This window comes from Streptomyces sp. NPDC029292, from assembly GCF_055569295.1.
On sequence record NZ_JBVHXR010000011.1, the window covers coordinates 151,607 to 175,307 of the forward strand.

Sequence of the window (23,701 nt, forward strand, 5' to 3'; positions counted from 1 at the left end):
CCGGATAGGCTGTCAGGATGACGCGAGCCGAGCAGCCAACGGCCCACACCCCGGCCCCCGACGACGCCCTGGTCGCAGATTCCCGGGAGCGCGCCGTCCGCGCCCTGCTGCGCCAGCCACAGTTGAAGCGACTGTGGAGCGCACAGCTGGTGGGAGGTGTCGGCGACGCCCTGGCCCTGTTCGTCCTGGTCGTCCTCGCACTCCAGGCGGCGATCTCCGAGGGCTCCTTCGGCGGTGGCTACCGCGGAGTGGCCCTCGCCGTGGCGGCCGTCTTCGGGGCACGCGTTCTGGCGACGCTGCTCTTCGGGGCCGTACTCCTCGGGCCGCTCACGTCGCTGACCTCCCAGGAGGGGCTGCTCGACCGGCGCTGGACGATGGTCGGGGCGGACGGCCTGCGGGCCGCGCTCCTGATCGTCGCGCCGCTGTGGATCGACTGGACCCCGGACAACGCACTCGCCGTCCTCCTCGTCATCGTCTTCGTCACCGGGGTCGCCGAGCGGTTCTGGACGGTGTGCCGGGAGAGCGCGGCGCCCGCGCTGCTGCCCGCGCCGCCGCTGGAGGGCGCCACGGTGCGGCCGCTGCCGGACCACATGGACGCGCTGCGGCGCCTGTCGCTGCGTACGGGATTCCTGGCGGTGCCGCTCGCGGCCGCCGCGCTCGTCGTCGTGTCGCTCGTCAACAACCTCCTGGGTGCCGGGATCGACTGGTTCGCCCAGCACCAGGCGGCGCTCGCCTCGTACGTCGCGGCCGGTCTGTTCGCCGCCTCGCTGTCGGTGCTCACGTTCCTCGAACTGCCCGACGCGCGCACCCCGCGTGCGCGCTCGCCCCTCGAGGGACTGCGCCGCCCCAAGACGGGCACCGGCGTCGACAAGGGCCGTACTGGCGCGATTCCCCTGCTTGTCGTGGCCTGCGCGGCGGTCGCCGGGGCGATCTCGGCCGCCGTCGCCGTCTCCGTGCTGCACGGCAAGGACCTGGGCGGCGGACCGGTGACGTACGGGCTGCTCGTTCTCGCGCTGACCGGGGGTGTCGGCATCGGCATCCGTACGGCCCCTTCGGTGTTGCCGTCGCTGTCGCGGCGCAGGCTGCTCGCGCTGGCGATCGCCTTCACCGGGATCGCGCTGCTGGCCGGAGGGCTCGTCCCGGACGTCACCAGCGTGCTGCTGATCCTCGGTTTCGCGGGCATCGGCGCGGGTGTCGCGGCGAACACCGGGCACGCGCTGCTCGACCAGGAGGCCGAGGACTACCGACGGGCGCGGACGACCGAGCATCTGCAAGCGGTCGTACGCGTGTTCGTGGCACTCGGTGCGCTGGTGGCGCCCCTGGTGGCCGCCGCGATCGGTCCGCACCGTCTGGAGAACGGCAAGTTCGTGTTCGCGCACGGCGGCGCCGCCTTCACGCTGATGCTGGTCGGCGCGCTGCTGTTGCCGGTCGCCGCGCTGGTGCTCGCCAAGGTCGACGACCGCTCCGGGGTGCCGCTGCGGCACGACCTGCGGGACGCCCTGCGCGGCGGCGACGACCCGGTGCAGGCGGCCACGCCTACCGGTTTCTTCATCGCCCTGGAGGGCGGTGACGGGGCCGGGAAGTCGACGCAGGCGGAGGCGCTCGCCGAATGGATTCGCGCGAAGGGCCACGAGGTCGTGGTGACGCGCGAGCCGGGTGCCACGCCGGTGGGCAAGCGGCTGCGGTCGATCCTGCTGGACGTGTCGTCGGCGGGCCTCTCGCACCGCGCGGAGGCGCTGCTGTACGCCGCCGACCGCGCGGAGCATGTCGACACGGTGGTGCGGCCCGCGCTGGAGCGGGGTGCCGTCGTGATCTCCGACCGCTACATCGACTCCTCGGTGGCCTACCAGGGTGCCGGGCGTGATCTGTCGCCGACCGAGATCGCCCGCATCAACCGGTGGGCGACGAACGGACTGGTGCCGCACCTCACCGTGCTCCTGGACGTCTCGCCGGAGGCGGCCCGCGAGCGGTTCACGGAGGCGCCGGACCGGCTGGAGTCGGAGCCCGTCGAGTTCCACACGCGCGTGCGGTCCGGTTTCCTGACGCTCGCCGCCGCCGACCCGGGCCGGTACCTGGTCGTCGACGCCGCGCAGGAGCCCGAGGCGGTCACCACGGTCATCCGGCACCGGCTCGACGTGATGCTGCCCCTCTCCGAGGCAGAGGTGAAGGCCCAGGAGGAGGCCCGCAAGGCGGCGGAGGAGGAGGCCAAGCGCAAGGCCGAGGAAGAGGCCGCGCGCAAGGCCGAGGAGGAGCGGCTGGAGCGCGAGCGCCAGGAGCAGCTCGCCCGGTTGCGTGCCGAGGAAGAGGAGCGCAAGCAGCGCGAGCTGGAGGAGGCCCAGCGGCGCGAGGCCGAGCGGCAGGCGGAGGAGGCCAGGCAGCGCGCCGAGGAGGCCCGCCGCCGCGCCGAGGAGGAGCGGGTTCGCAGGCTCGCGGAGGAGAAGGCCCTGGCCGCCGAGGAGGAGCGTCGGCGCAGGCAGGCCGAGGAAGAGGCACGGCTGCGGGCCGAGGCGGAGGCACGACGCCTGGAGAAGCAGCGGAAGGCCGAGGACGCGCTGCTGCGGGCCGAGGAGGCTCGGCGGGCGGCCGCGGAGGCGGCGGCTGCTGCCGCCGCGGCTTCTGCTCAGGCCGCGGGTGCGGTGACCGCTTCGGGGTCGGTGGGCGCGGGGCCCTCGGCGGGCTCTTCGGCAGGTTCATCGGTGGGATCATCGGTGGGTTCCTCGGCCGGTTCCGTGCCCGACAACGAGACGACGGTGCCCACGCCGGTCGTGACGCCTTCGAACGCTTCGGGCGGACCGGCGGACGAGACCGCGGTGCTGCCGCCGGTGCGGGCTGGTGAGGGCCGGGCGGCCGGTTCTCGTTCCGAGTCGCGTTCCGGCTCCCGCTCCGACACGGAGGTGACGGCGCAGCTGCCGAAGCCCCCTGTGCCGGAGGGCGGGGCGGACCAGACGGCGGTGCTGCCGCCCGTGGTGCCGGGTGCGGCGGACGAGACGGCGGTGCTGCCGCCCGTGGTGCCGGGTGCGGCCGATGAGACGGCTGTACTGCCGCCGGTACGGGACGGGGGCGTGGGTGCTCCCACGGGTGCCCCCGCCGGTGATCCCGCGGACCGGGTGCCCCCGGGCTTCTTCCGTGACGAGCGCCCGGCGCCGGGGGCCGACGGGGCCAGTGACCGTACGCGCGAGCTGCCCCAGGTCGACGACGAGGGCACGCCGCGTCGTCGTCCCCGCTCCGACTGGGCGGAGGAGACCCCGCTCGACGACCTCCCGACCCTCGCGGACGAACTGCTGGGCCCGCGCGAGGACGAGGACGGCTGGGACGACGGGCGGGGCGGGCGCCGCCGCTGAATCCCGGCGGCCGTCGATTCCGGTGGCGGTGGCCGCCACCGGAAGGGGCGGCCGGCGCCGGTGCCGTTGTCAGGGGCAGGCGCCACCGCTGAACCTCAGGGCGACGGCTGCATCCCAGAGCGGTGGCCGCCGCTCACCCCGTTCGGGGCCCGTTGTCAGTGGCGACCCGCACAATGGACGCAGCAAGGCAAAGTGCGACGAAAGGGCGGTGCCCCATGCCCGTGTGGGACGACCTGGTGGGCCAGGAGAAGGTGAGCGGGCAGCTCGCCGCCGCTGCCCGGGACGCGGACGCCCTCGTCACGGCGGTCGCCGCGGACACTCCGCTCCCCGAGGCGTCCAAGATGACGCACGCCTGGCTGTTCACGGGCCCGCCCGGCTCGGGCCGCTCCACGGCGGCGCGGGCGTTCGCGGCGGCGCTCCAGTGCGTCAGCCCCGACCGCGCGCTGGGCGGAGTCCCCGGCTGCGGCTTCTGCGACGGCTGCCACACCAGCCTGATCGGCACCCACGCCGATGTGCAGATCGTCCGCACCGACCTTCTCTCCATCGGTGTGAAGGAGACCCGCGACCTGGTCCGCCGCGCACAGATGTCCCCGGCGACCGGCCGCTGGCAGGTCATTGTGCTGGAGGACGCGGACCGTCTCACGGAGGGCGCGGGCAACGTCCTTCTGAAGGCCGTCGAGGAGCCCGCCCCCCGCACGGTCTGGCTTCTCTGCGCCCCGTCCATCGAGGACGTCCTGCCCACCATCCGCTCCCGCTGCCGCCTGCTCACCCTCCGCACTCCGCCGGTGCACGCGGTCGCCGACATCCTCGTACGCCGTGACGGCATCGAGCCCGATGTCGCGGCCGCCGCCGCCCGCGCCACGCAGGGCCACATCGGGCGGGCTCGCCGCCTCGCCACGGACCCGAACGCCCGTGCGCGCCGGGCCGCCGTCCTCAAGCTCCCGCTCCGGGTCGACGACATCGGCGGCTGCCTCAAGGCGGCCCAGGAGCTGATCGACACGGCCTCGGAGGACGCCAAGCAGCTCGCCGAGGAAGTCGACGTGAAGGAGACCGAGGAGCTGAAGGCTGCTCTCGGTGCGGCCCAGGGCGGCCGCATGCCGCGCGGCACCGCGGGCGTCATGAAGGAGCTGGAGGACCGGCAGAAGCGCCGAAGAACGCGTACGCAGCGCGACAGCCTGGACCTGGCCCTGATCGACCTCACCGGGTTCTACCGCGACGTCCTCGCCCTCCAGCTCGGTTCCCGTGTGGCCCTCGCCAACACGGAGGCCGAGGACACCCTGGAGCGCCTGGCCCGTGGCAGCTCGCCGGAGGCGACCCTGCGCCGGATCGACGCGATCGCCGCGTGCCGTGAGGCACTCGACCGCAATGTGGCCCCGCTGCTCGCGGTGGAGGCGATGACGATGGCGCTGCGGGCGGGGTGAGCGGGCCCATGGCTCCGGGAGTAACCGGCCTGACCGGCATGACGGGTTGACGACGTCACTCGTACGAGGCGCATCCGCGACTGAAGGTGATCAATTGATCGCGCAAGGTTACGCTCGCGGGATGCACATCAGGCGCACCCTTCGGCCGACCCGGTCCCTCCGGCCGACCCGTTCCCCTTGGCCGCCCCGAACCCTCCGTAAGGTCCGGACCCTCTGTACGGTCCGGCCCCTCCGTGCGAGCGGCGTGCTGCTGGCCGCCACGGCGCTGCTCATCTCCGCCTGTTCCTCCGGGAGTTCGACGACGACATCGACGACGACATCGACGACGGCATCGGCGACGGACGCGGCGCTGGCCGCGCTGCCGCGTTCCACACCGTCGACGCTGGCGCCGTACTACGGGCAGAAGCTGACCTGGCGCACCTGCGGGGTCTCCGGCTTCGAGTGCGCCACGATGAAGGTGCCGCTCGACTACGCCAAGCCGGCCTCGGGCGACATCAGGCTGGCCGTCGCCCGCAAGAAGGCCACGGGCCCCGGCGAGCGCCTCGGCTCGCTGCTGGTCAACCCCGGAGGTCCGGGCGGCTCGGCGGTCGGCTACCTGCAGTCGTACGCGGGCATCGGCTACCCGGCGGAGGTCCGCGCCCGCTACGACATGGTCGCGGTCGACCCGCGCGGCGTGGCCCGCAGCGAGCCGGTCGAGTGCCTCACCGGCCGTCAGATGGACACGTACACGCAGACGGACATCACACCGGACGACAAGAAGGAGACGGGGGAACTGGTCGACGCCTACAAGGACTTCGCCGAGGGCTGCGGCCACCGGTCGCCCGACCTGCTCCGGCATGTCTCCACGGTGGAGGCGGCCCGCGACATGGACATTCTGCGCGCCGTGCTGGGCGACAAGAAGCTGACGTACGTCGGGGCGTCGTACGGAACGTTCCTCGGAGCGACGTACGCCGGGCTCTTTCCGGACCGGGTGGGCCGCATGGTTCTGGACGGCGCGATGGACCCGTCGCTCACCGCCCGCAAGCTGAGCGAGAACCAGACGGCGGGCTTCGAGACGGCCTTCCAGTCCTTCGCGAAGGACTGCGTACGCCAGAGCGACTGCCCGCTGGGCGGCGCGGGCACGAGCACGGACCAGGTGGGCAAGAACCTCAGCGCCTTCTTCAAGCAGCTCGACGCGGCCCCGATCCCGGCGGGCGACGCGGACGGCCGCAAGCTCGGCGAGGCGCTCGCGACGACGGGCGTGATCGCGGCGATGTACGACGAGGCGGCCTGGCCGCAGCTGCGCGAGGCCCTTACCTCGGCGATGAAGGAGAAGGACGGCGCGGGCCTGCTCGCCCTCTCCGACAGCTACTACGAGCGCGGCGCCGACGGCAAGTACGCGAACCTGATGTACGCCAACGCCGCCGTGAACTGCCTCGACCTCCCGGCCGCCTTCTCCACCCCCGACCAGGTGGAGAAAGCCCTCCCCGCCTTCGAGAAGGCGTCCCCCGTCTTCGGCGACGGCCTGGCCTGGGCCTCCCTGAACTGCGCGTACTGGCCGGTGAAGCCGACGGGCGAGCCCCACCGCATCGAGGCGAAGGGTGCGGCCCCGATCCTCGTGGTCGGCACCACCCGCGACCCCGCCACCCCCTACCCCTGGGCCCAGTCGCTGGACTCCCAGCTCTCCTCCGGCACCCTCCTCACCTACGTCGGCGACGGCCACACCGCCTACGGCCGCGGCAGCCACTGCATCGACTCCGCGATCAACCGCTACCTGCTCGAGGGCACCCCCCCAGCCGAGGGAAAGCGCTGCTCATAGCCCTGACGCGGGCCCCGGGACCCCCGGCCTCGGGGCCTGTACGGAGCACCCCCGGAAACTGTGTAGACTTACCCGCGTTGCTGATCGCACCATAGTGCGGACGGCGCGCCGCCTTAGCTCAGATGGCCAGAGCAACGCACTCGTAATGCGTAGGTCTCGGGTTCGAATCCCGAAGGCGGCTCTGTAGAAGCCCCAGAACTCACTCGCCGTGATCTGGGGCTTTTGCTTTTATTGGATTCGGCGCCGCCGTCGTGAGCGGGCCGCGCGAGTGTTGGCGGTCTCAGTTCTGGTCTCAGCGGGGCCAGGATCCGGCTCCGGGTGCGCGGGGACGAAGAACTCGCCCATACGCCTCATGGCGTCCTTCGACAGGTGGGAGCGCCCCTTCACGTACCGCCGGGTCTGACTGATCTCCATGATCGTGGGCATGTCCACGCCCAACTCGTTACAGGATCGTGCCGGCCGTGTGACGGCTTCCGTCGTACAGGCGGCGGTCGTCGATACCCGCTTCCTCGAGCAGTTCCTTGAACTCTTCGTAGTCGGCGCGTGGGTCAAGCGGGCGCCCATCCGGCCGTGAGAACACGACGTCGTACTCCTGCCACAGTTCCCCACCGGCGGCCCGCATTGCCTCCTGCCGGGCCTTGTGGTCGTGAAGGAAGGGAATGAAGACGGGTGGAATCGGGACGGCGTTCCGGCTCTTCTTCGTCTTGGGGCGCGTGAAGACGAGACCGCCGCCCCTGCGCTGCGGACATGCGCTCGCATGGCTCGTGCATGTCTTGGTGCAAGGCTTCGGGCAGCCGCGCTTGTAGCCCTTGTGAGTGGTGCAGCCCGGTGGGCAGGGCTCGAAGCGATGAAGGCGCGCGCCGCAGGCGTGAGCCTCGCCGCAGCCGTGGCGCCAGGTGAGGCGCTGAAGCTGCCACTCGGGACGGAACAGCTCCGCCTCCAGGTCTACGTACGACCACCGCAGACCGAGGGTCTCCCTCTGTCGGAACCCCATGCCGACGCCCACGATCCACCGCATGGAGGTGGGACGCTTCGCGGCTGCTTCGAGGAACGCCTTGGCCTCTTCCTTGGTGAACGGATTGGCCTCCATCTCGTCCACACTCGGGGGGTCCACGAGGGTGGCCACGTTCTCCGCGACGATGCGCCGGCGATGGGCAATCTTCAGCGCACGCGACAAGATGCGATGCACCTTCACCACATGCGAGGGAGCGTGCCCGGCGTCGAGCATGGCCCGGTACATCCGCTCCAGATGCTCGGGTTGCAGCCCGAGCGGTTCGTCGCCATCGACCGTGAAGATTACGCGAGCGGACGAAGCACCCCATCTCTCCGCACCAGCCGGGGTTCCTGCCCGCCGAGCCCAAACCAAGCGATCACATTCGGAAAGCGGATGGCGTCCACCCTGCTAAGGCTCAACGCCGTTATCTTCCGGCAGGGTTCGCCCGAGGTGTGCGTGCTGCTGTGGTTGGTGCGCACGATGCGGCCGGGGACCTACTTCGGTCTCCAGCACACTGTGTAGGCGAGTGACGGATAGTCCGGGGGCTTCCACGTGGTCCAGCCATAGCTTCCGCAGAAGGCGTCGGCGTGGTACTGACTGGTGCGTCCGGTGACCACCACGTTCGAGGCGGCGCAGGAGCCGACGTTGGTGAAGGTCACGTCCTGGTTGCTGCCGGACTTGAGGAGGCATTCGTTCTGCGTCGCGTATCCGGCATCGTCGGGGTAGTTCATGGACAGGCAGAGCAGTACGTCCAGTCCTGAGTCGGCTGCGACGCCGAAGTGCTTCCACTCGTTGTAGTGCGGCCAGGAGGTGCACTTCGAGTCGTCGCTGGTACCTCTGTAGGCGGCCAGGACCTTGAAGTTCCCGGTCCGACAGGTTTGGGTGCTCCATGAGCCGGTTCCGCTGGAGCCGTAGACGCAGTCACCCTGGTCCGCGTGGTAGGCGGTGCCGCCGGGACTCTGATAGCTCAGGCACAGCACGCGGGCGTTGTGTACGGAGGACACGCTTTCGTCGTTGTCTGTGACGTTGTCACAGCTGGACCGGTCGGTCGTGTCCGAGTAGATGCGTACGACCTTGAACGCCCCGTCCGTGCAGTCGGTCGCGACGAGGTCGGCGTGGCCGGTGGTCCCGTTGTCGTAAAAACAGGACCCGACCTCGGCGTCGGCGATGTCGTCGGGAGTCGGGGATTCTGACGGCGTATCGGGTTCGGAGGTCGTGGGGTCGGGGTCTATGGGATCGGGATCCGTGGACGCGGGGTCGGTGGGTAGGGAGTCGGGCACGGTCGGGAAATCGGACGCAGCCGGGGTAGCCGATCCGGAAGTCGTCCCGGAATCGGCCTGGTTGGAGTGTGTGGCGGCGAGAGCGAAGAGCGCGATGAGCACAACTGCGACGGTCGCGGCGAAGCCGGCTCCGGTTTTGGCTTTGGCTGGCTTCCTGCCCGGGGCGGCCCCTCCCGGCAGGGGGCTGCCCGGAGCGCGCCGGGTTCGCTGCGTTCGCCGGGTTTGTCGAACCGGCGCCGACGCTGCCCCGGGGCCGGGTCCTGCCGGCGCCGATGCCGGAGCGGTCGATGCTGTTGTGGCGGCGGCTGCGAGGGTTTCCGCCCACAGAGCCGGAGTCGGACGCCTGGTCGGGTCGGGACCGAGGCTGCTGCGGGCCAGGTCGACGAGTGCTGGGCCGACGGGTGCCAGGGCGGCGGGGTCGGTGGCGGTCTGGTCACGGGCGATGAGGCGTACGGCGAGCAGGGCGAGCTTGTAGACGTCGCTGGCGCAGGTCGCCTTCTCCTCTCCGTCGGGGATCTGCCAGTCGGGAGTCTCGGCCTGGGGGAGGACGGTGGCGCCCCGAAGACGCATGGCATCGGCGTCGATGAGGAAGCACTCAGTGTGCGGGGCGGTGGCGAACAGCAGGTTCTTCGGGGAGAGGTCTCCGACGGTGATGCCGAGGCGGTGGAGCCGACTGAGCGTCGTGGCCAGGTCGCCCAGGATGGCGAGACGGTCCCGGCTGCTGATGGTCAGGCCGATGCCGGCCACGTAGGCGTCGTCGTTGAGGAGATACTCCATGTTGGCGAGTCGCTGGGTTCCGCTCGCTCCGCCGAGGTTCTGGAACGCGAACCGGAAGCGCTCGGGAACGGCCCGCATGAGGAACCCGCAGGTGTGCCCCTGACGTTGGACCACGGCCGCGGGCCAAGCGGTCCTCTCGCACAGCCACTTGGCGTCCGCCGCGTTCAACCCGCCGATCAGCTCGGCTCTCGACGCGAGCGCGTCCGCGCGCAGGGCGGGCAGTACGGCAGGACCGTACTCCTTGTAGACCACGTCCCAGCCGTCGCCCGCCGCCTCGTTGATCTTCCGGTTCGTGACCTCGTAGACCGTGCCCTGGCCGCCCTGGCCCAACTGCTTTCCCAGGGTGAGCTTGTGATGTTCGACCATGGGGGTTCGCGGGGAGTTCACCACTGCCCCTCAGGTGTCGTGGGCCAGATCGTCAGCAGGGTCCTGTCGTCGTCGAAGGTCTCCCGGGAGAAGTCCAGCAGGTGCGCGAACCACAGGGGCGGCGGTGGGTGCGCGAGGTGACGGGCGAAGAGGGAGCCGACCTGGCCGTCGCCGTCGCCGAGCGGGTCGGCGAAGCCGTCGGTTCCGATCAGCAGCGCCTCGTGGGAGGACAGGCGCCTGCTGGTCTGCTCGAGCGGATCGGGCACATGAGGCAGAGGCGTCACCGTGCTGGACACCAGGAGGACGTCCGACCCCGTCTTGGTGGGGAACAGGGGCAGGAACTGTCCGCGCGAGCGGTCCAGGGTCCATGCTCCCGAGTCCCCGATGCGGCACAGCTCGACCAGAGGCCCGCCGGGTTGAGGGCGGACCACGCCCGCCACGAGCGTCGTCGCGTACAGGCCGGCCACCTCGCTGAACTCCGGGTCCCGTCCGACGAGGCGCCACCGCGTCAGCTCACGCAGTCGATCGGCCGCGTGGCATGCCACGTCACGCAGGTCGATGGGTTCTCCAGGCTGGTCGAGCAGGTGGAGCAGCCGATCCAGGGCTGCCTGGCAGGCCGCTACGGCGCCCTGCTCGGAACTGGACGCACTGGAAACGCCGTCGGCGACCGCGAAGACGATGCTGCCGGTGGCGGTGTGTACCGCCGCTCGTGCGGCGTCCTGCCGCGGTTGCCGGTAGTAGCGGTGCTTGGCACCGCGCACCGAGGCGAACCGCATGGCCAGCTCCGTGGTCGACCAGCCGTCGCATTCGGTGTCCGGGAAGTCGAAGTCGTACTGGCCAGGGGGCAGCGCCTCGAACTCCGGCCCCGGGGTTCCGATCACGATCCGGTGCCAGGGCGCGGGGTGCGTGGGGTGCGCCGGGACCGATGCCTTCTGTGTCCCAGCGGGCGCGAAGGCGTTCTCCGGGGTCATGTTCACGGTCACACCTCGTCGATCGCCATGGTGAACTGGTCCGGCCGGTTGACCACGAGCTGCGGGCTCGCCGAGTTCAGCGCCTGCCCGGAGGCGACCAGACTGGCGGTCAGCGAATGGAAGAACTCGGAGATGGCCTGGCCGAGGTCGGTCCCCGCCTTCGCGACGAAGGCGAATTCGGGGCGCGTCGCCACTTCGAGCATGGTGTTGGCCCGGGCGTCGCCTATGCCGCAGGCGATGATGTTCGGGGCCGTCGGGGTCTGGTCCTTGTCGGTCAGCGCGGCGTGGGGGCCGCGCCAGGACCCGCCGTCGGTGGGCTGCCCGTCGCTCAGGAGGAACACCACGGGGCGGTGCACCTTGTATCCCTCGCCGCGCAGCCACTGCACATCGGCGGGAATCCGATGCAGCAGATCCTCGAATACGGCCTTGTAGTTGGTGAGCCCACGGATCTCCATCTGGGGCAGGGTGCCCTCGGTACGCATGTCGGCCACGGCGAGCCGCACCTGCACGTCGTCGGAGAACCCCAGCACCGCCAGCCGCAGTTTCGCGGCGACCATCGGTTCCGCGCGGAGTCCCTCGCACAACGACACCAGTCCGTTGGACAGTTCCTCCAGGTACGGGCTCATCGAGCCTGACTCGTCGGCCAGTACGTAGGCCGGGAGTAGTACGCCTTTTGTCTCGGGCATTCGGATTCCCTCCTGCGTGATTGTTTTTCTGATGGAGGTCGATATTCGGTGGATCTCACACTTCGAGGTCGAGAGGGGGTGGCGGCCATTCAGGCATCCAGCCGGTCTCCAGCTCCCCTGACAGAACGCCAATGAACCATTCGCCGAACTCGTGAGTTGTTTCGAGCCAGTCCCGATGGTTCAGACGGAAAGCCGAAACGGTCCAGCGTCCGTCGTCCTGGGGCCGCAGGAAGAGCTGATCGCCCTCGATCGTGTTGCCCCACAGGAGCGATCCGCCCGGGGTCGGCAATACCGCGCAGGGGACGGTCGGGTTCTCGTCCATGTGCTTCCCCATCCGCTCCGCGTAGGAACGGATGCTCGGTGCTCCGGTGAGGAAGATGAACTCGCCGATCACGGTATGGCCGTACGCTCCGGCGACCTCGATGAAGTCCGAGGGAAACCGGACTCCCCATTCCTGGCCGATGTGCGCCACTTGGTCGGCTTCCCCATGGCGCACGGGGTGGCCCAGAATTGGTACAAGCTTGTCGAGTACTTCACTGGCGTGCATTTTCAATTTCCATTCCGGCAGTAGCTTCCGGCACCCGTGGCGTTGTTCTCGATGACGCATTCCTCTTCGATGTCACCCTGGGTGTCGTATGTGATTGAAGTCGGCACGGCGGAGTTCGGGTTCCCGTATTGCGGATATGCCTCGACGTACACACTGCCGCCTGCCTTGATGGCCTTCACGACCGGATCTTCCGCGTGCGTGTACATCCATTGATTGGCTTCTTGGTACAGGGGAACGAAGTTCCGGGTGTCCGTGTTCGAGCCGCCCATGGCGTAGCCGATGAGGTGTCCCCGGGCCCGATTGTCCCCAGGCAGGGTCCCGAGGCCCGGCAGGGCGAAGCCAAGTTTGCGCCGGCCCGGGCCGGTGTAGTTCTTGAAGCCGAGTTGTCCGTAGGCCCCAGTGGCCACGCATTCGCCGGCCTGCTTGTGGCGGGGCAGGTAGACGATGCTTCCGTCGAAGCCCGCACCTGTGTTGCACGCGTCGTCGGCCCTGTCGTCGGCGGGGACGGTGATGGTCCCGTCTATGACGGCCGGGCGGCCGTTGACCGGTGTGGTAGCCCGCCCGCCGTGTGCGAGGAGGTTGGTGAAGGCGGCTCGTCCCCGGTCGGTGCGGGTGGTGCTGCTCTGAATCTGGATGGCCTTGTAGTGGCCGTTCGCTTCACGCACCAGGCCGTCGTAGGTGGTGGCGAGTGGCAACTGGGCGGTGGCCGATGCTGACTGCTTCGAGATCGTGCCCGGCGTGAGCCGTACCGCGACGGGCTGGAATTTCACGGGGACAGCGTTTGTCACCGCGTAGTAGCTGATGGATGCCACCTGGCTGGCCCGTGAGGTGGGATCGCCGCCGGGGGCCTGGGCGGCTTGGGCGGTGGGTTCCGGGGGCTCGGTCGCGTCTCCGCCCCGGGCCATGGACGCGGCTTGGGTCGGTGGGGTGTCGAGCTGGTCCTGGAGTGCGGTCACGATGTCCACGAGCAGCTGCTGATGCTGCGTCTCCAGCTGCTGCTGGTCGGACGTCCAGGTCGCGACCTGTGCGTTGTGGTCGGTCATCTCCGTGGTCAGCTCGGCCTGCTCGGCGCTGAGTTGGGCTTCTTCGACGTCGAGCTGCTTCTGCTCGGCATTGATCGATGCCGTCTCCTGGTGGAGTTCGACGCCTTCGGCGTCGAGCGCTTCCTTGTCGGCTACGGCCGCTTCGTACGCGGCCTGCTGCCTGGGCACCTCGTAGTCGTGCGAGGTGGAGTTCCAGGCATCCACCTTCGCTTCGTAGGCGTCCATCTTGCTGTTGTGGGCTTTCACCCGGGCCGCGCAGGCGGCGTCCTTGGTGTTGTAGGTGTCGGTCTGCGAGTTGACTTTGGCCGTCTTTTTGCTGAGTGACTGCTTCTCAGTGGTCAGTTCCGTCTTGCGCCGCTCGAGTTCTGTGACCTTGTTGTTGTAGGGGATGACGTCCTTCAAGACGATGTTGGTGGGAAGGCCGCCGGTCACGGAGACTGGTGCGGGGACCTCGGTACTCGCCGGCGCGGTTGCCGTGCGGGGCATCGTCGAGGTCGCGGCCGCTGCCGGGCCCGCGCTGAGGACCGGCACGAGCAGCGCCGTGAGAGCCGGTACGACACCGCGCCGTCCGCCGTTCCGGCGCGACCGGGATGTGCGGTGGGTCTTCTCGCCCTTGGTGTTCATCCGCTCACCTCGGATGCGATCTCCCGAGTGAGCGTCTGGACGGTCGACCGCCCGTCGCCTGCCTCACAGATCCCCACCTGGAGAAGCGACTTGCCCTTGAGCTGTGCCTGGCGATAGCAGGCCCAGCCGTTGTCGCCGTCCTGGGTGGCTGTCCAGGAGACGCTGTTCGACGTGGTGTCGTCGATGCGATAGGTCCACTTGGAGCTGCCGCTGTCCTGGTCGGTACGGACGGCCGACGAGCAGGAACGGAGCCCCGCAGTCAGCGTCCGGAGGACAACACCGGCCTTCTCACGGTCGGGATAGATGCCGACGACCTGGTTCAGCGTGAAGGCACCGAGTCCTCCGGCGTCCTGATAGGTGGCGGACAGGAAGGCCGTCCAGTCCTTACCGAAGACCGCTTGGGTGGTCGGCCCGACTGCGATGGCGCAGCTCGATGGATCGGCGGCCAGGGCTGGAGAGGGCTTGCTCGCCCCGGAGCTGGAGGTGAGGGTCATCCCTGTCAGCTGACTCGCCTCGTCCGGAGTGAGCAGCGCGGCGTGAACCGTGCCCGCGACCAAGTGCAGTGGGACGGGGTCGGGTTGGCTGGGCCAGCACCACCAGCCGATGCCGGCCAGCGTGAGGCAGGGCACCACGGCGACGAGCGGCAGCCGCCATCGACGTATCGTCGGTCCGATACGACCCCGAGCGCGGTGAGCCCGTGGCGCGGACGCCTGTCGGGGTGATCCGGTCGAAGCGTTCGGACCGCCAGCGGTGCCGGGCCCGTTCGGCTTGGCCGCGGTGGTCGGCGTGGTGGTCGGCGTGGTGGTCGGCGTAGCCGGGGTGGGCGCGGTCGGCTGGGTGGGCCGCGCCAGTGTCTTGCGCGCAGGTGTCCTGGGAGCCGGCGTCTTGAGAGGTGCGGGTCGCCCCATGGGGGGCGGTGTGGCCCGGGGGGTCTGCTGCCAGGTGGGAAGTTCCGTCTTCCCGGATCCGCCGTGCGCTCCGGCCCCGGGATGCACTTGCCAAGTGGCCCTGTCGGTTGACGCGATCGGATCATTCGCCTCTTGCTCGGGCACAGTCACTCCATCCATGCATCGGCTCGTCCGATTGGGTGCGGGACGTCGAAAATGGCCAGGACCTCAGCTCTTGCTCTTGTTCAGCAACAGAAGGCCGGTGACGATCCGGTAGATGCCGTACATCACCGGACCCCAGGCGACGAAGTACACGCCCCCGCCCTGGGCCTGGGCGTAGGTGACGACGGTGATGAGCACGCCGCCGATGAGCCATGCGGCGCCGAAGCCGATGCCGCGTTTGGCCTTCGTCTCCCAGATGGCCCGCTGTTCGGGGGAGGCGACGTGGTACGGCGCCGGGACGGCCACGTACAGCGGTGGGGAGGAGGCCGGGACGGTCGTCCCCTCGGCGGTGGTGTCGTTGCTGTCGGACATCGTGAACTCCTAGACGATCGGGCGGTTGTGTGTGCGGAGGGCCGCGACGATCCGGTCGACGAAGGCGTCGCGGCCCTCCGTCAGGACCAGCGGGATGACGATCGACGTGCCATCCCGTGCCTCCAGCCGGTAGCCGACGACCTCGCCCACGTCGGACCGGTCGCCGCGTCGGCGGTGGATGCTCCTGAGCTGGATGACGTCCTGCCAAGCGACGGCGCGGGTGACGGACCTGCGTGTGTGCACGACTCCGCCGGCGTACAGGTAGTGCGCCTGGGCACCGGCGACGAGACCGCGGATGCCGTGGCCGACTCCGGCGACGAGCATGAGCAGGAAGCCGAGGTAGACGGCGTGCAGAACCGAGTAGGCGGAGGAGAAGACCGATGCGTTGGAGACCGGTCCACTCAGCACGATCAGGAATGCGAGCGCGATTGCCGCGATGGCCGCCCCGGTCGCCAGTGCGCGTGAGGGCGAGACCCCGTGACGGGCGGTGATGTACTCGCCGAGTCCCCGCGTGCCCGCCAGCCGGTCGACCTCGGGAGGAGCGGCCTTCGAAGGAGCGGCTTTCGAGGGGAGTGGTGCGGCGGTCGGCTGCCCCGGATCCTGCGTGGCGTCTGTCATGCGGGATACCTCCATTACGTCGACGACTGCGACGACTGCGACGACTGCGATGAGGAAGTCGAGTAGGTCGAGTACGTCGACGACTCTGCTGCTGCCCGCCGTCCCACGTAACCTGAGGGCTCTCAGGGTCTCCGCGATCTCGGGCGGATGACGTGGACGACATGGGGCGCGCAGCATGGAGACGGTCATCGTTCAACTCCCGGAACCTCCGGGGGCGGCTGCCGTGCGGCATGGCCGACCCCGGCAGCTCGCCCTAGGACCGGGGCAGATGGCCACGTTCGGGCGCGGAGCCGGAGAACGGCCGGTCGACATCCCCCTCTTCGGCGAGGGTGTGTCCCGCTACGCGGGGGAACTCACCGCGAGCGACGACCACTGGCGGCTGACCAACTTCAGCCCGCGCACCACGTACGTGGTGGAGAACTTGGAGGGCGGCGGCGAGTACGTGAAGGTCGCCCCGCGCCGCATGGGCGCGCCCATCCCGTTCGAACTCTCCCGCGTGGTACTGCCGTTGACCGACGGATTCGTCCGGTTCACGGTCTTCGCCCCGCGTCACACCTTCCTCGACCCGGGACCGGAGGCTCCCGTGAGCCGCTCGGCCGAGTTGACCCTCATGCCCTTCGTACTCGACCCCACGGCCAAGTACTTCCTGGTGCTGCTCGCCCTTTGCGAGCCCCGGCTGCGCGACCCGTCCAGCCTCGCCATCCCCAGCGTCCCCGAGGTCGTCAGCCGACTGCGCGCGCTTCCCGGCTGCGGTGACCTGACCGTGTCCGCCGTCAACTTCCACATCGACTACCTGGCGGGCTCCAAGCTCAAGGTGCGAGAGCGCACCGGCACGCAGGACAGCCCGCGCCTCGACTGGAAGCGCGAAGCCCTCGTCTCACTCGCCCTCCGCTTCGACCTGGTCCAGGAGAAGCACCTGCAGATCTTCTGGGACTCGACCGCATGAGTGAGGGTCCCGTGCATGTACCGCCGGGCGTGCCGTCGCCGTACGGCATGTCACCGAGCCGACCGGACGGCCCCGTCTGCCTTGCCTCCGGAGCTAAGCGCTCCGCTGGAAGCGCGATGACGAACCCGCGGGCCGGTGGGGGCTGGTCGCGCCCACGCGGCGGAGCCGCATATCGACACGTGCCCCTTACGGGGCGCGATACCGCACCGGACCTCGTCAAGGCCGCTGAGTTGACGGCTTGGCAGAACCGTTCCGTGGATGGGGCTTTCTTGGTTTGTCGCGGCCGAATCTGGCAGACTCCCCCCCGGTTGACAGCTGTTGACCGGGTGCGATCTGGGGGACGGGTGTGTGGGATCGGGGCACCGTGCTCGGCGGGCGTTACACGCTGGCCGAGCGGATCGGCGGCGGCGCCATGGGCGACGTCTGGCGGGCCGACGACACTGTCCTCGAACGCCGGGTCGCGGTCAAGATCCTGCGCCCGGAGCTGCTCGACGACGCCAGGTTCGCCAAGCGTTTCCGCCGTGAGGCCCTGATCCTCGCCTCGCTGGACCACCCCGGCATCGTCGACATCCACGACTACGGCGAGAACGCCCTCGGCGACGGAAGCCGGGTGGCCTACATCGTCATGGAACTCGTCGAGGGACGACCGCTCGACGAGTTCCTCAAGGAGAGCGGGCCGCTGCCACCCGAGCAGGCGCTGGCCACCACCGCCGAAGCGCTCGAGGCTCTGCACGCCGCGCACCGGCGGCAGGTCGTGCACCGTGACATCAAGCCGTCCAACCTGTTGATCTGCGCCGACGGCCGAGTGAAGGTCACCGACTTCGGCCTCGCCCGCGACCTCGCCACCTCCAAGATCACCCCCGAGCACGCCGTCGTCGGCACCGCGCTCTACATCGCCCCCGAGCAGGTCGAGGGCCATGGCACCACCCCGGCCTCCGATCTCTACTCAATGGGCGTCGTCTGCTACAAGATGCTCACCGGGAAACTGCCCTTCGACGGTGAGCGGGCCATCGAGATCCTGGTCAAGCACGTCCAGCAGCCGGTGCCTGCCCTGCCCGCCGACTTCCCGCAACCGGTGCGCGACTTCGTCGCCACCGCCCTCGCCAAGAAACCCGAGGACCGCTTCCCCGACGCCGCGATGATGGCCGCCGCGGCCCGTACCGCGGCCCCTGCGGCGGCGAGTAGCGCGGTGGCCGGCGGCGCGGTCGTTTCCCCAGAGTCCGGTGGCGCGGCCGAGGTCATGGTCGCCCCCCAGCAGGGACGCTCGGGGCGTGGGCGCCGCCGCATCCTCATCCCTTTGCTCGTCGCCTGCCTCGTCACGGTGGTCGTCGGAGGTGTCGTGCTCATCGACCCCTCGCTTTTCCGATCCCACACGAGCACACGCGGCAACGAGGCCTCCGCGTCCACTTCCATCTCCGCGTCCACTTCCGCGTCCGGTGCCCATAGCACCGGCGCGTCGCCCTCGGCCTCCCGCTCACCCAGCGCCTCGCCGTCAGCCTCCGCCACGACGAACGGCAGCGCTGAACCGGTGGGCCTCCCGCCCTCGTCCACCTCGTCGGGGGCAGGAGGCTCCTCCGTCGTACGCCCGAGCACGTCCGCGACCATGGAGCCGAGCGCATATCCGATCGACGGCGTGAGCATGAGCGACGACTCCGCCGCGATCGAGGGCTCCGGGGTCTCCGCCGGACCCGCCGGCGGCTGCACGGCCTGGCTCGACAACGCCGGCTCCGGCAACCTGTACGGGATGCTGAACACCAGCTACTTCGAGACGTGCCACGCCGAGTTGATCCGGGACGACGGGCTGACCGTCGGCCTCGCGGCATCGAGCGGCGCCGAACGCACCAGCGTGATTTCGGACATCGGTCACACCATGCGGATCTGCGTCTGGCAACAGGGCGCAAGCGCCGACAAGCAGTGCTCCGCCAAGTTCGCCATCCGCAACGGCACCCCCACGGTGCAGTGACCAGCCCTGTCCAGCGCGCGCTCCCGGTGGCGTCAGCTCCTGGAAGCACGCGGTCACCACATCAACGCCTCCACAGCGTCGTCGGGTGCTGCCTCGGCTGTTCGATCTCGACAAGCTGTGTCGGCACCGTCGCAGCGGCGGGCTGTCTGCGCGGATGCAGTGCCTCGTCAGACTGTGGGGGAGCGCAAGGGGATGACCCTGCACCACGGTTCAGCACGATCCCTGGCGGGCTCGTAATGCGTAGGTCTCGGGTTCGAATCCCGAAGGCGGCTCTGTGGAAGCCTCAGGACTCACTCGCCGTGACCTGGGGCTTTTGCTTTTACCGGAGGCGACAGCCGGAGGTGAGGGTGGAGGCGGGCCGGGCCCGGCTGCTGGGGATGGTCCCGCAGGTTCACCGGCCCGGTGAGGAGGCGGAGGTCGACTTCGCCGAGGTGTAGGTGCGGGTGGACGGCAGGCCGATGCAGTGCCGGCCGGATGCTGCGCCCGGTGCGCACCATGACCGAGCGGCTGCGGCAGATCTCCGACCACAACGTGCACGAGCGGCTCTCGCCCACGGGGCCGGAGGAGAGCTGAAGAACCTCGCCGACACCGTTGACGGGCTGCTCGGCCGGCTCGAGGTGGCGCTCGACGCGCACAAGCGGTTCGTCGCCAACGCCGCCCATGAACTGCGCACGCCGTTGACCGTCGAGCACGCGCTGCTCGAGGAGCCGCTCATCGACCCGGCTGCGGACGTGGCGTCGTTCCGGGCCAACTTCGAACAGCTGCTGGCCATCAACGGGCAGCGCACCCGGCTGCTGGAGTCGCTGCTGACCCTGGCGGCAGCGCCCATGTGCGCGACCGCGGCGACCCGTTCGACCTGGCGTCGCTGGTGGCGCGAACGCTGGAGGATCGCGGCCGTGAGGATGTCGAAATCGACGCGGCCGGTACGTCGCCATCGACATGTCCGTCGGCTACGGGACAGTCCTTAGCGCGCCGCGATCCGCACCGGCCTGCCCCACGCGACGATCGTGGTCGATCACTTCCACGTCGTCCAGTTCGCCCACAAGATGCTCGACATCGTGCGCCGCCGCACCACGGCCGAGCTACGGACCTGTCCCAGCACGACCACTGGCGTGCCGGCCAGTTGCTCGGTCATCCAGCCGACCGTGATCCTGACTTGCTCGAAGCCTGGTACACGGAGCGGCTCGACGAAATGGCCGACCGTGGCTACTTCGTTGCCCCTGAGCCCCACGGCTGCGAGCTTCATCTTGAACGCCTGCCACGGGAGCACCGTTACCGACTTGCAGTCCGCTGCACCGGCCTTCCGCGCATCGGCCACAGCCCACTCATCCAACGTGTCGGTTCAGACCGCGACTTGGCGGAGCGTCTGCTCCGCGACCGCGCTCTCGCTCGGGCGCAGTGGCCGCGCCGTCTTCGTCGGGCTGACCCCCGAACCGATCCTGCTGGCGTCTCGAGCAACGCGAGGGCGACCCGGTCCGCATTGTCGTCACTCCCGTTCCAGGGCAATAGCAGGAAACCCTATTCGCGCGATAAGGGCAGCCTGTCAAATTCATAAGTGAATTCCCTGAATTTGCGTCACGCTGCAGCATGACTCGAGAATATTTTGTTCACCTGGCGATGCATTGAGATTTCAGTAAGAGTGTCGGTAATCTTGTCAACAATCGCGCGGGCGGGCCATCGGATGCCCGTCGTGCGTTTCCGTCAGGCTTGTGGCTGCTGGCAAGCGGCCGATGGGCATGGGAAATGTCCGGTATCTACACGGACACAGCGATCTCGAAGCCGGCCGATGGGTGCTGCCCATATGGCCAGGACGTCATTCCAGGTTTATAGGAGTGGTTCGTGAGTAGAGAAAGAACCCGTCGAGTACGCACACGACGGACTTGGCGGGGCATAATCGGCGCCGTCGTGGCAATTGTGCTGGCCGGCGGTGGTTATGCGATTGCAAATGCCTCGACGGATACGCAGACCGCAGCTGTCAAGCGCCCGGTCGACAAGCACGCCACCGGCGTCGGTGCCGTGGTCAGCGCGGCCAACGCGTTCCTGAACACGCTGGACGCCGACCAGCAGGCCGAGGTGCTGCTGGACTTCTCCCAGGCGAACGCCACGGCGTGGTCGAACCTGCCGTGCGGCTCGTCCTGCCGTCCCGGCATCCAGCTCGGCTCCCTGACCGACACTCAGCTGGCCGCCGCCATGAAGGTGGTGAAGGCGGCCACGGGCACCGGCAAGGGCACCGGGTACGACCAGATCACGCAGATCATCAAGGCCGACGACGTGCTCAACTCGGCGCAGAGCACCAGCTCTTCGTCCGCGGGGCCGGCGCCCTCGGACACCGCGTCGAGCACGGCCTCGGCGGACCCGTCCGCCACGGCGTCCCCCAGCTCCTCGGCCACCGACGCCCCGACCGACGCCCCGACCGACGTCCCGACCGGCACCCCGCCGTCCGGCGGCGCCGGAGGCGGCGGCCTCGGCGGCTACGGCAGCGGCGTCTACTTCCTGGCGTTCCTGGGCACCCCCTCGACCGACGGCACCTGGCAGCTGCACTTCGGCGGCCACCACCTCGCCGTGAACGAGACCTACAAGAAGGGCAAGGTGGCCGGCGCCAGCCCGTTCTTCGTCGGTGTCGAGCCGACCACGTGGACCGACGACGACGGCACCACGTACTCGCCGCTGGCGACCATGCGCAACGGCCTGCTCGCGCTCACCGGCAGCCTGAGCACGGAGCAGCTGGCCACGGCCAAGCTGTCCGAGTCGTTCAGCGACGTGCTCCTCGGCCCGGGTGAGGACGGCCAGTTCCCGGAGACCAAGGAAGGCATCAAGGTCAGCTCGCTCTCGCCCAAGCAGAAGAAGCTGGTCCTTGAGGCGATGCACCCCTGGGTCGCCAATGTGGACGACGCCACCGCGAAGAAGCTCATGAAGACGTACGCGCGTGAGCTGAACGAGACCTACGTCGGCTACTCAGGCGGCACCGGCCTGGACACCCAGGGCGACTACGTGCGCATCGACGGCCCCGGGGTGTGGATCGAGTTCGTCTGCCAGAACGGCCTCGTGTACCGGGACCAGATCCACTACCACACCGTGTACCGCGACCACACCCGCGACTACGGCAGCGAGTTCACCTTCTCATGACCCGACCGCGAACTTGGCTGACCACAGCACTTCGCCTGGTGGCCGGGATCGCGATCGCGGTACCGGCGGCGCTCCTGCTCGGAGCGTCGCCGGCCGCCGCGCACCCGATGCCGCACTCAGTGGTCCAGCTCGACGTGTACAAGGCCTCCGTCACCGCGCGGCTGGCACTGCCGGTCGGTGACTTCGCCACGGCGAGCGGGATCGATCTGACCAACCTCGAACCGTCGGCCCTGCCCGCCAAGGCCACGGTCATCCGCGCCTACCTCGGCAAGCACATCCGCCCGACCACCCTCAAGGGCGAGGCCTGGCAGGTCAGCATCGGCGCGCTGAGCCTCAGCCGCACCCAGCAGACCTCCACCGGCCCGTACCGCGAGCTGGTCGCCAAGGCCGTGCTCACCCCGCCGGCCGGCGGTGACGTACGGCACTTCACCCTGAACTACGACGTGATCGTCCATCAGGTCGTCACCCACGTGACGCTGGTGTCGGTACGACAGGACTGGGCAGCCGGCCGGGTCACCGGCGACGGCGCCACCCAGGTCGGCACCATCCGTCTCGACGTCCGGCACATGAGCGTCCCGCCGCTGACCGTCGACCTTGGCAAGGGGAGTGCCTGGCGCGGCTTCGTCGCCATGGTCGAACTCGGCGGCAACCACATCCTCACCGGCACCGACCATCTGCTGTTCCTGCTCATCCTGCTGCTGCCCGCACCGTTGCTGGCCACCGGGCGACGCTGGGACGGCCTGGTCGGCCCCCGCGCCGCGCTCGGGCGCATCGGCCGCATCACGCTCGCCTTCACCGTCGGCCATTCCGTCGCGCTGGCCGCCACCGCCCTCGGCCGCCTGGAGATCCCCGGCCGGCCGGTCGAGGCGTTCATCGCCGCCAGCATCCTCGTCGGCGCCATCCACGCGATCCGCCCCCTGTTCCCGGGCCGGGAAGCGGTCGTGGCCGGCGTCTTCGGCCTCGGCCACGGCATGGCGTTCTCCTTCGTGCTCGCCGAGATGCATCTGTCCACCGGACAGCTCGTGTTCAGCCTCCTCGGCTTCAACCTGGGCATCGAGCTGGTCCAGCTCCTCCTGGTCTGCCTCGCCCTGCCCACGCTGCTGGTGATCGCGCGGCTGCGGGTGCAGCCCGCGCTGCGGGTGGGCGGCGCGCTGCTCACCGGCACGGCGGCCGTCGGCTGGCTGGTCGACCGGCTCGGCCTGCCCAACCCGGTCGCCAGGGCGGCCGACAGCGCCGGATCCCACACCACGCTGATGCTGGTCACTCTCGCAGCGGCAGCGGTCGCCGCCGTCGGCTGGACACTGGCCACTCGGTGGCGCCCGCTGTTCGCACCGGGCGGTGGTGTCCGCCTCCGGCCACGGCCGTGGCCGGAGGCGGAGGGCGCACCCGGATCGGCGCTCGCGCACAGCCCGCGCGAGCGCGTCGGTCAGGCGCCGGCCGACTCGAGATCGGGTGGTGGGTAGCCCTTCGTCGGCGCAGCGGCGACGAGCGTCTGCGGCACCTGCCGCGCCCTGGTCACCGACGGTGAGGCCGACATACGCCGCAACCACGTGCTCGAACCCGCCGAGGTCGACGTCCTCACCTGCCAGTCGTCCCCGGTCTCCGAGACCCTGACCGTCGGGCTTCGACAGCTGAGGAACCCGTGCCCACACGTCTCGAATTCGCTCAGTCATGACAGTGCCGGGGGGGGGGGGGGGGAGGGGGGGGGGGGGGGGGGGGGGGGGGGGGGGTGGGGGGGGGGCGGGGGGGGGCCGGGGGGTTTGGGGTTATTTCCGCGGC

General features: G+C 69.8%; 17 protein-coding genes, 1 tRNA gene and 2 pseudogenes. 11 read left to right on the top strand and 9 right to left on the bottom strand.

The window, feature by feature from the left end; translation table 11 throughout:
• The first annotated feature begins 17 nt into the window (after positions 1–17).
• From tmk to ACZ4WS_RS24265, 4 genes are all read left to right on the top strand, one after another.
• Positions 18–3,341, top strand: a complete 3,324-nt coding sequence (gene tmk, locus ACZ4WS_RS24250) for a dTMP kinase (protein WP_467983303.1) — start codon at positions 18–20, stop codon at positions 3,339–3,341.
• A gap of 215 nt (positions 3,342–3,556) precedes the next feature.
• The gene (locus ACZ4WS_RS24255; protein WP_467983304.1) at positions 3,557–4,762 is read left to right on the top strand and encodes a DNA polymerase III subunit delta'; all 1,206 of its coding nucleotides are present in this window, start codon (positions 3,557–3,559) and stop codon (positions 4,760–4,762) included.
• 121 nt (positions 4,763–4,883) lie between these two features.
• On the top strand, positions 4,884–6,560 hold the full coding sequence (locus ACZ4WS_RS24260) for an alpha/beta hydrolase (RefSeq protein WP_467983305.1): 1,677 nt from the start codon (positions 4,884–4,886) through the stop codon (positions 6,558–6,560).
• Positions 6,561–6,667: 107 nt separating this feature from the next.
• Positions 6,668–6,741, top strand: a tRNA-Thr gene (locus tag ACZ4WS_RS24265).
• 47 nt (positions 6,742–6,788) lie between these two features.
• On the opposite strand, the pseudogene ACZ4WS_RS24270 reads toward ACZ4WS_RS24265, so the two are convergent.
• The 9 genes and pseudogenes from ACZ4WS_RS24270 to ACZ4WS_RS24310 form a co-directional block, all read right to left on the bottom strand.
• Positions 6,789–7,824 (bottom strand): annotated as a pseudogene (locus ACZ4WS_RS24270) (tyrosine-type recombinase/integrase); the annotation flags it as partial.
• A gap of 224 nt (positions 7,825–8,048) precedes the next feature.
• A complete protein-coding gene (locus ACZ4WS_RS24275) occupies positions 8,049–9,998 on the bottom strand; it encodes an LppU/SCO3897 family protein (RefSeq protein ID WP_467983306.1) in 1,950 nt (649 codons plus the stop codon).
• On the bottom strand, positions 9,995–10,948 hold the full coding sequence (locus tag ACZ4WS_RS24280) for a protein phosphatase 2C domain-containing protein (protein WP_467983494.1): 954 nt from the start codon (positions 10,946–10,948) through the stop codon (positions 9,995–9,997). Before ACZ4WS_RS24280 ends, ACZ4WS_RS24275 begins: the two co-directional genes overlap by 4 nt.
• 8 nt (positions 10,949–10,956) lie before the next feature.
• A complete protein-coding gene (locus tag ACZ4WS_RS24285) occupies positions 10,957–11,634 on the bottom strand; it encodes a vWA domain-containing protein (RefSeq protein ID WP_467983307.1) in 678 nt (225 codons plus the stop codon).
• Between the two features lie 55 nt (positions 11,635–11,689).
• Positions 11,690–12,181, bottom strand: a complete 492-nt coding sequence (locus ACZ4WS_RS24290) for a hypothetical protein (RefSeq protein ID WP_467983308.1) — start codon at positions 12,179–12,181, stop codon at positions 11,690–11,692.
• Positions 12,182–12,183: 2 nt separating this feature from the next.
• Positions 12,184–13,848 carry a DNA/RNA non-specific endonuclease gene (locus ACZ4WS_RS24295; RefSeq protein ID WP_467983309.1) on the bottom strand — a complete coding sequence of 555 codons (1,665 nt, stop codon included), beginning with the start codon at positions 13,846–13,848 and terminating at the stop codon, positions 12,184–12,186.
• Positions 13,845–14,480 carry a sensor domain-containing protein gene (locus tag ACZ4WS_RS24300; RefSeq protein ID WP_467983310.1) on the bottom strand — a complete coding sequence of 212 codons (636 nt, stop codon included), beginning with the start codon at positions 14,478–14,480 and terminating at the stop codon, positions 13,845–13,847. The genes ACZ4WS_RS24295 and ACZ4WS_RS24300 overlap by 4 nt, the downstream gene beginning before the upstream one ends.
• Before the next feature lie 483 nt (positions 14,481–14,963).
• Positions 14,964–15,269, bottom strand: a complete 306-nt coding sequence (locus ACZ4WS_RS24305) for a hypothetical protein (protein WP_467983311.1) — start codon at positions 15,267–15,269, stop codon at positions 14,964–14,966.
• A 9-nt stretch (positions 15,270–15,278) separates the two neighbouring features.
• Positions 15,279–15,887, bottom strand: coding sequence for a hypothetical protein (locus ACZ4WS_RS24310; RefSeq protein ID WP_467983312.1), 609 nt, complete (start codon positions 15,885–15,887; stop codon positions 15,279–15,281).
• A 175-nt stretch (positions 15,888–16,062) separates the two neighbouring features.
• Here ACZ4WS_RS24310 and ACZ4WS_RS24315 point away from each other — a divergent pair, with 175 nt between their 5' ends.
• The 7 genes and pseudogenes from ACZ4WS_RS24315 to ACZ4WS_RS24345 all read left to right on the top strand — a co-directional run.
• Entirely contained in the window at positions 16,063–16,833 is a 771-nt protein-coding gene (locus ACZ4WS_RS24315) for a serine/threonine protein kinase (protein ID WP_467983313.1), read from the top strand.
• A 364-nt stretch (positions 16,834–17,197) separates the two neighbouring features.
• Positions 17,198–18,796 (top strand): serine/threonine-protein kinase, encoded by a 1,599-nt coding sequence (locus ACZ4WS_RS24320; RefSeq protein ID WP_467983314.1) that lies wholly within the window; start codon positions 17,198–17,200, stop codon positions 18,794–18,796.
• Positions 18,797–19,239: 443 nt separating this feature from the next.
• Positions 19,240–19,764, top strand: a complete 525-nt coding sequence (locus ACZ4WS_RS24325; protein ID WP_467983315.1) for a hypothetical protein — start codon at positions 19,240–19,242, stop codon at positions 19,762–19,764.
• Positions 19,765–19,803: 39 nt separating this feature from the next.
• Positions 19,804–20,355 (top strand): hypothetical protein, encoded by a 552-nt coding sequence (locus ACZ4WS_RS24330; protein ID WP_467983316.1) that lies wholly within the window; start codon positions 19,804–19,806, stop codon positions 20,353–20,355.
• A gap of 346 nt (positions 20,356–20,701) precedes the next feature.
• Positions 20,702–21,922, top strand: coding sequence for a DUF3500 domain-containing protein (locus tag ACZ4WS_RS24335; protein WP_467983317.1), 1,221 nt, complete (start codon positions 20,702–20,704; stop codon positions 21,920–21,922).
• Complete coding sequence (locus tag ACZ4WS_RS24340; protein ID WP_467983318.1) at positions 21,919–23,385, top strand: HupE/UreJ family protein; 1,467 nt, start codon at positions 21,919–21,921, stop codon at positions 23,383–23,385. The genes ACZ4WS_RS24335 and ACZ4WS_RS24340 overlap by 4 nt, the downstream gene beginning before the upstream one ends.
• A 12-nt stretch (positions 23,386–23,397) precedes the next feature.
• A pseudogene (locus tag ACZ4WS_RS24345) lies at positions 23,398–23,541 on the top strand (2Fe-2S iron-sulfur cluster-binding protein); the annotation flags it as partial.
• Positions 23,542–23,701 lie beyond the last annotated feature (160 nt).

Coding starts and splice junctions, on each gene's coding strand:
- tmk (WP_467983303.1), top strand. CDS start 18: ATGACGCGAGCCGAGCAGCCAACGGCCCACACCCCGGCCCCCGACGAC.
- ACZ4WS_RS24255 (WP_467983304.1), top strand. CDS start 3,557: ATGCCCGTGTGGGACGACCTGGTGGGCCAGGAGAAGGTGAGCGGGCAG.
- ACZ4WS_RS24260 (WP_467983305.1), top strand. CDS start 4,884: ATGCACATCAGGCGCACCCTTCGGCCGACCCGGTCCCTCCGGCCGACC.
- ACZ4WS_RS24280 (WP_467983494.1), bottom strand. CDS start 10,948: ATGACCCCGGAGAACGCCTTCGCGCCCGCTGGGACACAGAAGGCATCG.
- ACZ4WS_RS24285 (WP_467983307.1), bottom strand. CDS start 11,634: ATGCCCGAGACAAAAGGCGTACTACTCCCGGCCTACGTACTGGCCGAC.
- ACZ4WS_RS24290 (WP_467983308.1), bottom strand. CDS start 12,181: ATGCACGCCAGTGAAGTACTCGACAAGCTTGTACCAATTCTGGGCCAC.
- ACZ4WS_RS24295 (WP_467983309.1), bottom strand. CDS start 13,848: ATGAACACCAAGGGCGAGAAGACCCACCGCACATCCCGGTCGCGCCGG.
- ACZ4WS_RS24305 (WP_467983311.1), bottom strand. CDS start 15,269: ATGTCCGACAGCAACGACACCACCGCCGAGGGGACGACCGTCCCGGCC.
- ACZ4WS_RS24310 (WP_467983312.1), bottom strand. CDS start 15,887: ATGACAGACGCCACGCAGGATCCGGGGCAGCCGACCGCCGCACCACTC.
- ACZ4WS_RS24315 (WP_467983313.1), top strand. CDS start 16,063: ATGGAGACGGTCATCGTTCAACTCCCGGAACCTCCGGGGGCGGCTGCC.
- ACZ4WS_RS24340 (WP_467983318.1), top strand. CDS start 21,919: ATGACCCGACCGCGAACTTGGCTGACCACAGCACTTCGCCTGGTGGCC.